9 protein-coding genes are annotated in these 11,153 nt (G+C 43.7%); 2 read left to right on the forward strand and 7 right to left on the reverse strand.

Annotated features, from left to right (window positions below; all coding sequences use genetic code 11):
• Positions 1 to 132: 132 nt before the first annotated feature.
• From AC58PQ_RS26160 to AC58PQ_RS26190, 7 genes are all read right to left on the reverse strand, one after another.
• Complete coding sequence (locus AC58PQ_RS26160; protein WP_497246746.1) at positions 133 to 2,634, reverse strand: FtsX-like permease family protein; 2,502 nt, start codon at positions 2,632 to 2,634, stop codon at positions 133 to 135.
• Entirely contained in the window at positions 2,631 to 3,395 is a 765-nt protein-coding gene (locus AC58PQ_RS26165; RefSeq protein WP_497246748.1) for an ABC transporter ATP-binding protein, read from the reverse strand. Before AC58PQ_RS26165 ends, AC58PQ_RS26160 begins: the two co-directional genes overlap by 4 nt.
• Before the next feature lie 157 nt (positions 3,396 to 3,552).
• On the reverse strand, positions 3,553 to 5,100 hold the full coding sequence (locus AC58PQ_RS26170) for an FAD-dependent oxidoreductase (RefSeq protein WP_497246750.1): 1,548 nt from the start codon (positions 5,098 to 5,100) through the stop codon (positions 3,553 to 3,555).
• Positions 5,101 to 5,264: 164 nt separating this feature from the next.
• Positions 5,265 to 5,489: a DUF1128 domain-containing protein gene (locus tag AC58PQ_RS26175; RefSeq protein WP_497246752.1), complete on the reverse strand. Its 225-nt coding sequence runs from the start codon at positions 5,487 to 5,489 to the stop codon at positions 5,265 to 5,267.
• A gap of 124 nt (positions 5,490 to 5,613) precedes the next feature.
• Positions 5,614 to 6,270, reverse strand: coding sequence for a TetR/AcrR family transcriptional regulator (locus tag AC58PQ_RS26180; RefSeq protein ID WP_497246754.1), 657 nt, complete (start codon positions 6,268 to 6,270; stop codon positions 5,614 to 5,616).
• 59 nt (positions 6,271 to 6,329) lie between these two features.
• Positions 6,330 to 6,971, reverse strand: a complete 642-nt coding sequence (locus AC58PQ_RS26185; RefSeq protein ID WP_497246756.1) for a YigZ family protein — start codon at positions 6,969 to 6,971, stop codon at positions 6,330 to 6,332.
• A gap of 165 nt (positions 6,972 to 7,136) precedes the next feature.
• A complete protein-coding gene (locus tag AC58PQ_RS26190; RefSeq protein ID WP_477587658.1) occupies positions 7,137 to 8,492 on the reverse strand; it encodes a glucose-6-phosphate isomerase in 1,356 nt (451 codons plus the stop codon).
• A gap of 182 nt (positions 8,493 to 8,674) precedes the next feature.
• On the opposite strand from AC58PQ_RS26190, the gene AC58PQ_RS26195 reads away from it, so the two are divergent.
• Complete coding sequence (locus tag AC58PQ_RS26195) at positions 8,675 to 9,979, forward strand: NAD(P)-binding domain-containing protein (RefSeq protein WP_497246758.1); 1,305 nt, start codon at positions 8,675 to 8,677, stop codon at positions 9,977 to 9,979.
• 200 nt (positions 9,980 to 10,179) lie between these two features.
• Positions 10,180 to 10,845, forward strand: coding sequence for a putative endonuclease domain-containing protein (locus AC58PQ_RS26200; RefSeq protein ID WP_497246760.1), 666 nt, complete (start codon positions 10,180 to 10,182; stop codon positions 10,843 to 10,845).
• Positions 10,846 to 11,153 lie beyond the last annotated feature (308 nt).

An 11,153-nucleotide genomic window follows, 5' to 3' on the forward strand; every position in this document is an offset into this window, starting at 1 on the left:
AACGTCCACCTCCTTCACGTGAGCAGAGATACATTGCTCTACAGTGTATGGCTTATGGGGTAACATCGCATGGATAGCTGTCCATTTTTATGCAAAAATACGCTCTTGTCCTGAGGGGACAGGTGACTCAGCTTATTTATTATCTTGTGTTAACTCTAAGTAAATATTTTTCTTACCCAGTTGATTTGCAAATGGGATGAAAATGAGCAGTGCCATTCCGATCATTATCGATGCCATGATGGTTATAAAGCTATAATCGAAATATGTTTGTGATTTTGAATCAATTAAACTTAGGACGTAGGTTAATGTAAACCCAGAAAACATGCCTAGAGTGAGCCCGATAAAGATGTATAGCAGCACCTGTGATACTATGACTTGAATAACACCATTCTTACTAAGTGAGATTGTTCGTAGTATCGCGAATTCCTTCCTCTTAGCATATATATTGTTGATGAGTGAAAAGAACACCCCTAACATAACACTTAGTAAAATGATGATCATGACAATGATAAAAATCGACCAACGTTGATAGAACATGAGCTCGGACTCTTTTAATGATTGTGCATAACTGCTTATTTTCAGCTCCGGAAATTGTTGCTTCAATACTTGTAGTTGCTCCAACGTACTCACTGGATCATCCGTACTAATGAAAGCTTTATTGAATACAACGGCGTGCTCTGGCTTTAAAGTTGTATTGTTCCAATCCAGTATGGCACTAACGTAAGGATTCGGTAATGTGTCTACAACTTCTCCTACAATTGCAGTACCAACAGGTAGTATTTTCTGCGCTGCATTGGAATACGCGCCAAATTCAATTCGATCTCCCTTATGTAGATTATTTCGATTAGCGTACTGCTTGGAAATGATTAAATGATCCTTAACATCTCCTTCCATCCTTGGAAGTAAGCCTTGTTGCACAAATACATTCAAGTCTCCAAGAATATAGTTAAAACTAATATATTTACCATTGCGCTTTAACTCTGCTCTTTGTATCGAACTCAGTGTACTCGCTGCATTAACTCCTTTAATTTCCAGGAGTTTCTTTCGTAAATCCTCAGGATTAATTGTTGATTTTCCTATCAAACGACTTTCAACAATAATAGGGGTAGGATATTGAGACTTTATATAGGCTTCCTCACTTTGCTGAACGGTTTGAAACAATGCAGATCCAAAGATAGCGATCGACATCAGTGTACTGATCATCAAAGTTACAAACGTATTCTTCTTCACTTGTGGAATGACGCTTTTGATTGCTAAATAAGCTGTGTTCCCGGCAAATCTCTTAACTACAGGTAATAGTTTAGTTAATATAGGACCAAGATAAACTGGAAATAATATAAATATCCCTAGGAGTACGAACAGTGCTGCAAACAGTACAAAACCAGCTGCATCCGAGTTCTCCGATATTATATTGTTGATTTTCACAATGATAACTAAACTAATGCCGATCACAAGTAAGATAATCCCGAATTTTTTGCGTCCTTTCTTGTACGAAAAGTCAATCTGTTCATTTTCCTGCATGATCTTAAGTGGTGATACTTTCGCAGCTCTATGTGACGGAAAAAGCATAAAACACTCGATCACGAACATGCTGATAATCAACATGGTGATTGCTACCCCATAGTCAAAATGTATCACTGGCATCGAAAATGAAAATAATGTTGCGAACCACTTCAGGACATAGTGATAGCTGAAAATGGACAGCCCGAAACCTAAAATCGCCCCAACTCCATTAATCATGCTGCATTGTAAGAAAACAACGTAATAAATCTGACCTTTTGTTGCTCCAATTGCTCTCAGGATGGCAAGTTGATTCTTATATTTATATAAAAACACTTCGAAATTGGAATTTATTAAGAACGCGGTCACGAATAATATGAGAATCGATAACACGATCATAAATATCTCTAAGGAAGCCAAGTTCTTCTGTGCAAATTCATCTTCCAGTGCCACATCCACTCTTAAGTCTGGATCTATTTGTTGTATCGATTGGGTTAATGAAGTTATGTTTTCTTTGGCATTCGCCTTAATCATGACAAAAGTCGCTTCAATCTTCTGTTTATTCCCAATAGCCATGAGCTGTTGAGCTTTGGCTCTGGTGATTAGGAGAATGTCCACAAGTGGACCTGTCGTATCTGAATCTTTTAAAATCTCTTTCACTAGAAAAGGGTTGTTTTGGACCATGATTGTACTACCCACGCCTACTTTCAACGCTTCGGCTAAACTTTTATTTAGCAAAATTTCATGATCGTCTATATGTTCAGTGAATTTATATCTACTTTGAGCTAAAGAATCATTGTCAACTCCAACCGTGTATACATCAGCCTTCAAATCATCAACATGTAACCTAGTCACTACTACACTAGAAAACTGTTTAATATTTAATTGTGACGTTAGCTTACTCTCAAGGGATTTATCAATAATCTTTTTTTGATTAATGTTATACCCAACTGATAAGTCCATGTCACCATACAACTTCTTCATTTCATCTACAAGGGACTGCTTCGCGTGAGCCGAAAAAATCGCCATAGTAATAATCAAAGATATCGAAAGTGTAACACTCATAATGGTTGAAAAAGCAATGAATTTATTTGCCTTAAAGAAACGGAAAGCTAACCCTTGAATTGATTTCATCGTTGAGGGTTCTCCATAATTTCTCTGAATTTCTGTAGAATGCATGCCATATTATCATTTTCCTGACTACAGGCATACTCGTTCACAATTTGCCCATCATGGAAGAAGAGCACCCGATCTGCGTAAGTGGCCACAAATGGATCATGAGTAACAAGGATAATGCTCTGTTCCAGCTCATTTTTCATATTAATTAATACATTCAAGATGTCCGTCGTCGTGTTGAAATCTAAATTCCCAGTCAGTTCATCTGCCAGAATAATGGGTGGAGAAGTAATCAATGCACGACCAATAGCTACACGTTGCTGCTGCCCGCCGGAAAGTTGAAACGGCCGATGTTTCTGCCAAGACGTCAACCCAACAAGTTGTGTAATTCGCTGGACTTTCTCATCAATAACCTGTGATTTTTCACCCTTGAGAAGAAGTGGTAATGCTATATTTTCTGCTACAGATAGATCCTTCAGCAAATGATAGGATTGGAATATAAATCCGATGTTATCACGGCGATATTTCGTTGAATATGGTTCAAGAAACATATTCTCTGTCACTTTTCCGTTAAGCGTAACCGTCCCTTGATCCGGTTCATCTAATGTTCCCAGTATGTTGAGTAAGGTGCTTTTACCAGAGCCACTGGTGCCCATGACCGCAATCATTTCTCCACTAAATAAATCAAAGGAGACATCGTTCAATGCTTTGATTTCATTTTTAGTGCCTTTATACGTCTTTCTTAAATTCTTGACCGATAGTACGAGATGTCTATTCATCAGTGTTCCTTCCCCCTCTTTTTTAAAACTGAATATATCAGTAATTCCAAATTATTACAATAAATATTTTAGTGGCCCTCACTCTCTGGGCCGCAAAATCAAAAATAAACCCTATAGGAGTTATAGGGTCAGTACGCTTAATAACTTGGAATAGTCTTCACGACAAACTCAGCTTTCCCAGCGCCTTCTTAGCAGGCCCTTCAATCACATCTCCTTGGAAGTTGTATCTGGACCCGTGGCATGGGCAATCCCAGGTTCGCTCCGCATCGTTCCACTCGACTTCACACCCCAAATGGGTACAAGTCGTATCGACCACGTGCAGCTCCCCATTGGGTTCCCGGTAGGCACCCGCTCGCTTGCCCTTCACGCTGACGACGGAGCCCTCATCGGGCGAAAGTTCTTCTGGTTGCTTATGCAGTAAATCGAACTTCCCAGCCACAAAATGCTTCGCGACGTTGGCGTTCTGCATGACAAATGTTTTGACGCTAGGATCGGCATGGAACCGATGCGGTGTGAACACTTCTTCGTAGGGGCTTTGCTCCCCTAGAATTATTTTCGTATTCAGCATCGCCGCTGCCATGCTTGTGGTCATCCCCCATTTGCGAAAGCCAGTCGCCATGAGAAGATGAGGAGCATCGGAAAATGCCTGACCGATGTAAGGCATTTTATCTAGTGTGAACACATCTTGAGCCGACCAACGGTACAGAATCTCCTTCAGTCCGAGCGTCTCTTCCCCAAACTTCTGTAGATTCTCATAATATTGATGGGTACACAGGCCTTGCCCTGTCTTATGCCCCTCACCGCCAATAAGAACCGCAGGTTCCCCATTGATGGTGACAGCACGCAGAGAGCGAGTTGGCTGCTCCACATTGATGTACATCCCCCCAGGATAAGCTTTCTCCGTACGCGCAGCGATCACATACGACTTCTCCGCATGCAGGCGAGTGAAGTAGGCGCCTTTGATGTCGTTGAACGGGTAGTGGGAGGCTGTGATGACATAATTGCAAGTAACTTGATGCCCTTGCTTTGTTTTAACGATGGATGGCTGCTCATGGGATGCACCGACGACCGTTGTTCCTTCAAAAATTTGACCGCCCAGCTGTGTGATCTCCTGAATGAGTCGAATTAGATAGGGCACCGGATTGAATCGGGCCTGCGCCCTCATTCTAATCGCTGCTTTCGTCGCGAAAGGCAAAGGGTTTGATTCCAGATAATCTGCAGGGATTTGCAGTTTCCCATATGCCAAATATTCGTCTTGTATTTGATTTAAATACGCATCATCACTCGTATACAGATAAGCATCTTCTTCGGTAAATTGACATTCAATGCCTAGCTCCTCGATCGTTTGTTTGACAAGCATCAGCGCTTCGTGGTTCGCTTCATAATACAGCCGAGTCTTCTCCTCGCCAAAATGGGAAAGAAACTCATGATAAATAAGTCCATGCTGGACGGTAAGTTTGGCAGTGGTGTGTCCTGTTGTACCTTCCAGAATCGGACCCGCATTCAGGACGACAACCTTGACACCCTTTTTGGCGAGTAAATACGCAGTAGTGATCCCTGTAATACCTGCGCCAATGACGACTACATCCGTCTTCATATCGGTTGTCAGATTGGGAAACTGAGGGATCTTCTCCACAGAGTCGAGCCAGAATGACTTTGGGAATTGCGGCAAAGTTGCAGTGGAAGCCTCGCCATGTTGAGTCAATTTTACGTTCTCCTTATGTGCCAATTTCTACCTATTTTGTCCCTATTGGTGTGTTAGTATGTATGAAGAGCAGATACTCATTGTCATTATGACCCAATCACACATCGACAAAAAAAGCCGCCATTCCAACTCAAGGTCAGAAACAGCGGCATGCTTATGTTGTACTACGCTTTACGAATTTTCCCTAGCTCTGTTGTAATCGCATCAATCTCGCTAATGCTGAAGCGGTCCTTGCTCGTCACCATATCATAAAGATCCTTCAAATCCTCGTACTTCTCTTCTTTCACGTTGGAGGCTTTAATGGAACCTCCTGTTGCCATACGCAGCTTTCTCGTGATGCCTTCAAACATAAATTCAACATTTTCTTCCGACCATATATTCAAATCCATCGTAATCATCCTTCCATCGGTGTCTTTTCATCATTTTAAAGCACAGGCTGGGTAATGTAAAATGTAGTTTGTCTCAAAATTGAAAAAGGAAGCAAAGACAGATTGTCTCACTTCCTTCATGCTTCTATATTACGAATGATTTCCGTACATTCGACCCAACCATTTTGACTAGCGGACGCTGCAGTTCAGCTGAATCCACATCCAGGCTAACACAGATCAGTCGGATATGCTCATCTGCCAATTTGCGTGCTTCTTCGTAGGATAGCTTAAACTGAATACAATAAGAAATAAAGCCATGTAAAGACATAAACAAATTCCACGGAAGCGTAAACTTACGACTCTCAGCTCCTGGCTGATCTGCCAAGACTTCACGAATGACAATGGCGAACATCTCCAAGCACTGAGCTTGTTCGGTACGCGAGTACTGCTGTAGTTCTGGCTCGTTAATCATAAACATCATTTCGTAGTGATTCGGATTGTTTAAACCAAACCAGACGAATTCCATCATTAACTTTTGAAGCAAATTCACGCTAAACCCCTGCTCACGAACAATCATTTCCTTCTGACGCTGCAGAAGTAAGGCGAAATCGTCTTTAATTAGTGCATAAAATAATTCAGCTTTCTCATTAAAATGGTAATATAACGCACCATGACTGTACCCCATTGCTTTAGCAATGCTTCGCATCGTTAAAGCGCGATAGCCAAAAGTAGCGAATAATTCCCGCGCCTCTGTAAGAATTCGTTCTCTACTAAGCTCTTGCGCGACTGCTTTCCTAGCCATTCCTATCCCTCCGCATCCTCAGCTCATATGAAATTTGTTTTGGTCTTCTGGGAGCCTGTCTATTCAGGCAAGCTCTCGTGAACGATATATTCGTTCTCACCAGCGACGATTAAGCTTTGACCTTGTGTAACATCAGTTGCCCAATTCATGAATGCTTCCGCTTCAGCCGCCAAAGGATAACAAGGAACGGTTACTTTATCCGTAAATTGAATGTCCCCAAGCAGCATCTTTTGATTTCGCAGTTCATTTTCCAGCTTGCCATACCATGTATAATCGACTTCAATCAGCACGAGCTGATGATTTACTTTATAAATCGGCTTTCCTGCTTCTATGCCTGCAACAGCCCCATCCGTATATGCACGAATGAGTCCGCCAGCGCCCAACATGATGCCACCAAAATAACGAGTAACCACGACAACGGTATTCTTGAGCCCTTGATGCTTCATCACTTCCAGAATCGGCTTCCCTGCGGTACCGCTGGGTTCTCCGTCATCGGATTGCTTCTGGATTTGATCCCGCTCACCAATGACATACGCACTGCAATTATGCGTAGCCGACCTGTGTTCTTTCTTGATCGCTTCAATGAACTGGATTGCTTCTTCTTCTGACTCTACGGGCTTAGCATGACCGATGAAACGTGACTTCTTGATGATAATCTCAGACGAACCATACGAATGGATTGTGCGATAATGTGCTAGCATAGCCAACCTTTCTCGGTAGAAGGAAACAACTGTTTCATTATATTCTACACACAACATAGGACTTCGACAATATGGAAAGAAAATTTACCACATAAATAATGGAAAAAAAGGTGCAAAAAAACGACCTATCCGATAGGATTGATCGTTTTTAACTGAAGTTGAAGATTATTGTTGCAAGCGAGCTTCAAGCTCCGCTTTTTCTTTCTCATAGCCAGGCTTGCCTAATAGAGCAAACATGTTCTTTTTGTACGCTTCAACACCCGGTTGATCGAACGGATTCACACCCATCAAATAACCGCTGATGCCGCATGCTTTTTCAAAGAAGTAGACCATATATCCGAAAGAGTAAGGTGTCATATCCGGCAAAGTTACGATCAGGTTTGGTACTTGACCGTCTGTGTGCGCAAGCATTGTGCCTTGGAAAGCCTTCTTGTTCACGAAGTCCATCGTTTTGCCGCTAAGGAAATTCAGTCCATCCAGATCATCCGCATCTGTACCAATGGTGATATGATCAGCCACTTGGTCAACTTGGATAACGGTTTCGAACAAAATCCGGCTGCCATCTTGAACGAATTGTCCCATGGAGTGAAGATCCGTTGAGAAGTCTACGGAAGCAGGGTAAATCCCTTTGTAATCCTTGCCTTCGCTCTCCCCGAACAATTGCTTCCACCACTCCGAAACGAAGTGCAAGGATGGCTCATAGTTTACGAGGATCTCGATCGTTTTCCCTTTACGATACAGGGAGTTACGCACTGCTGCGTATTGGTAGGCTTGATTTTCGCTGAGCTTCGGATTGGAGAACTCTTGCTGCGCATCTGCCGCACCTTTCATAATCGCTTCAACGTCAATGCCTGCTGTTGCAATTGGAAGCAATCCAACCGCTGTTAGGACGGAGTAACGTCCACCAACATCATCCGGAATAACGAAAGTCTCGTAACCTTCGGCAGTTGCTAGCGTTTTGAGAGCGCCTTTCTCTTGATCCGTTGTTGCGTAGATCCGTTTGCGAGCAGCTTCCTTACCGTATTTCTTCTCCAATAATTCGCGGAAAATACGGAAAGCAATCGCTGGCTCCGTTGTCGTACCGGATTTGGAAATTACGTTCACAGAGAAATCTTTACCTTCAAGCAATTGAAGCAAATGTGTCACATATGTCGAGGAGATATTATTTCCCACGAAATAAATCTCAGGCGTTTTACGTTTATCTTTTGGCAAAATGTTATAAAAAGAATGAGACAACATTTCAAGTGCAGCACGTGCACCTAGATAGGAACCACCAATACCGATCACGATAAGTACGTCGGAATCCGATTGAATTTGTTTTGCAGATGCTTGAATGCGGGCAAACTCTTCACGATTGTAGTTCTCAGGAAGATCCACCCAGCCTAAATAATCAGAGCCTGCGCCTGTTTTGTTATGCAGTTGATCATGTGCGAGCTCGACTTGAGCTGCCAAATAATCGACTTCATGCTGGGATAAAAAGGATAATGCCTTGCTGTAATCAAACTGTAGTTTTTTACTCAATAGGTTCGCCTCCATCTCTATTTTTTACCTTTTCCTAGCATACTTATTTGCTTGTATAAATGCAAGCAAGCGATCCTATTTTACATGACATTTAACGATGAAAGATGGCGTAAGCAGAGAGACTTTGGTCTCAGGTCAAAGATCCTATAAAGTAATTCACAGGTATTAATTCCCATGTTAAAATGAAGTTAGAGGTGAGGGACATGAAACGTATCGGCTTTATTGGACTTGGCACTATGGGTAAGCCTATGGCTGCTAACCTTATTCAAAAAGGTTTTATGGTAACCGTGTATAATCGTACTGCTGGAAAAGTGGACGAGCTTGCGCAACTCGGTGCTGAGGTTGGCTATTCGCCGGCAGAAGTAGCTCGTAGTTCAGATGTCCTATTTACAATGCTCAGCAATGATGCTGCGCTTCTTGAAACATTTTACAGTGAGCAAGGTATTCTGAGCGGGATCCATCCAGCACTCACCATTATTGATTCCAGTACCGTATCGCCCCACACAAGCCAAAAGCTCGCGGAAGAGCTCGCAGCGCATTTCGTCGACTTCCTCGACGCACCTGTGACAGGCACGAAGCCAGCTGCAGAAGCCGGTACGCTTACGTTCATGGTCGGCGGCAGCCAAGCAGTATTTGAGGAGCAGCAAGACTTGTTCCACATACTTGGCAGCAAAGCACTTTACCTCGGGCCGAGCGGTTCAGGTTCCTATGCGAAGCTCGCTCACAACACGATGGTCGGCATTAACCTTGCAGGGCTTGCCGAAGGCTTGTCCATTGCAACTAAAGCTGGCATTGACCCCAGCCAATTCTTAGAAATCGCCCGCTCTGGCGGAGCCAATAGCAAGCAAGTCGAGCTCAAAGGCGAGAAAATTCTCGATCGCGATTTCAGCATTCAATTCTCTTTGAAGCTGATGCTAAAGGATTTGCTGCTCGCACAAGAGATTTCTAGCAAATTTCAATTACCGACGCCGATGCTGCAATCGGCTACCAATATATTCCAAATTGGCCTAAGCAAAGGCTTAGGTGAAGAGGATCTCAGCGCTGTCATTAAGTGCTACGAGGAATGGATGGGACAGCAGGTTGTTAAGCCAAGCGAGCCTGTCATTGAAGTGGTGAAACCGGCTTCACCTCTCTCAGGTCGTGAACGCCGTAAGAATACACGCGTGCAGCTGGATATTAGCTTAAAGCTTTCCATCTACCAATGGGAGCAAGAAGGCTCTTTCTCCGGGCAAAATATCGACGGCACGCTCTTCGATCTATCGGAGAGCGGTCTACAGATCACAACGAATGTGCTGTTAGCTCCCGATATGTTCGTTGTCATCCACTTCCCGCAAGAAGCAGGCTTACCTCCTATCACGGGTCGCGTCATTCGCATCGTGACAGAAGGACGCAGCTTCCGCTATGGCTGTATGCTGTCAGGCTTGCCGCCATATGTGCGGATTAAGTTGGAGCAGTATATAGAAGATCATATTGCGAGTGTGGTATAGGTGAGAATCCCACTGCTGAACAGCAAGTGTATACAGATATACAACGTCGAAATAGGTTATTTATTCACTTAATTAGTAAAATAAAGCATAATTATCCATAAGCATTATCCTTTCGAACTAAATACTATGACGTGTGAAGCACACCGTCTTTCCCAGCTATGGGAGAGGCGGTTTTATTTATTTTAGAGGAGGTAACAGGAATGGAATTTCAAGTAGCGTATGAAGCTTTTATCCAATTACATCGAGCGAGGAGATCGGGTGAACGGTTAAGGAGACTCGTGGAAGGACATGGTCATGCTGAGAAATTATTCCTTGAGGGACTGTGGTGGCAAGCTGTTGGGCACTTTCAGCACTTGCACCCCGAGTACGAGGTTAAAGACTTTCAAGATGGCACACGTTTCATCGATTTCGCATATATTCGTCCACCTTATCGGATCAGCTTCGATATTGATGGATATGGCCCTCATGCTAGAGATATTGATCGCGGACGCTTTAGTGATAATCTCATGCGACAAAACCAGCTCGTCTTGGATGGATGGAAAATCATCCGATTCTCTTACGATGATCTCACGCAGCGAAGACGTCGCTGTCAGCAAATGATCTTGCACATGCTTGGGCGCTTGTATGGCGAAAGCGGTGTGTCAAATTCCCTTGTCTACCAGGAAAAAGAAATCATTAGATTGGCCGCAATGGGGGCAGATTCGCTTAAATCAAGTCGCGTAGCCGAACATCTCGGCATACGGCGAGAGGCGGCGGGCGCTTGGTTAAGGCGGCTCCACGCGAAGGGATTACTGCGCCCAGAGAGCGGTGACCGCCGGATAAGTTCGTACGTGCTTAATACGTCGGCTGAACCGTATTTGTTTTAGTTGCGCGCTGGACACGCCACGCAGGTAATGCAAGGGGCGGACGCCAGTTCGAGCGCTGGCGGGATCTTTAAGAGCGGCTGACCGCTCTTATTTCCGCGTTTCACGCGGATTAAGACGGAATAAGAGTGGTTCACCACTCTTATTAGGCACTTCTCCCGCTAGTTCGAGCGTTGGCGGGATCTTTAAGAGCGGTTGATCGCTCTTATTTCCGCGTTTCACGCGGATTAAGGCGGAATAAGAGTGGTTCACCACTCTTATTAGGCACTTCTCCCGCCAGTTCGAGCGCTGGCGGGATCTTTAAGAGCGGC

The organism is Paenibacillus sp. J22P143, assembly GCF_059692035.1.

Bases quoted from the DNA above. Each gene is read 5' to 3' on its own strand.
- AC58PQ_RS26195 (WP_497246758.1), top strand. From the start codon at position 8,675: ATGAAGTTAGAGGTGAGGGACATGAAACGTATCGGCTTTATTGGACTT.
- AC58PQ_RS26180 (WP_497246754.1), bottom strand. From the start codon at position 6,270: ATGGCTAGGAAAGCAGTCGCGCAAGAGCTTAGTAGAGAACGAATTCTT.
- AC58PQ_RS26175 (WP_497246752.1), bottom strand. From the start codon at position 5,489: ATGGATTTGAATATATGGTCGGAAGAAAATGTTGAATTTATGTTTGAA.
- AC58PQ_RS26160 (WP_497246746.1), bottom strand. From the start codon at position 2,634: ATGAAATCAATTCAAGGGTTAGCTTTCCGTTTCTTTAAGGCAAATAAA.
- AC58PQ_RS26165 (WP_497246748.1), bottom strand. From the start codon at position 3,395: ATGAATAGACATCTCGTACTATCGGTCAAGAATTTAAGAAAGACGTAT.
- AC58PQ_RS26200 (WP_497246760.1), top strand. From the start codon at position 10,180: ATGGAATTTCAAGTAGCGTATGAAGCTTTTATCCAATTACATCGAGCG.
- AC58PQ_RS26185 (WP_497246756.1), bottom strand. From the start codon at position 6,971: ATGCTAGCACATTATCGCACAATCCATTCGTATGGTTCGTCTGAGATT.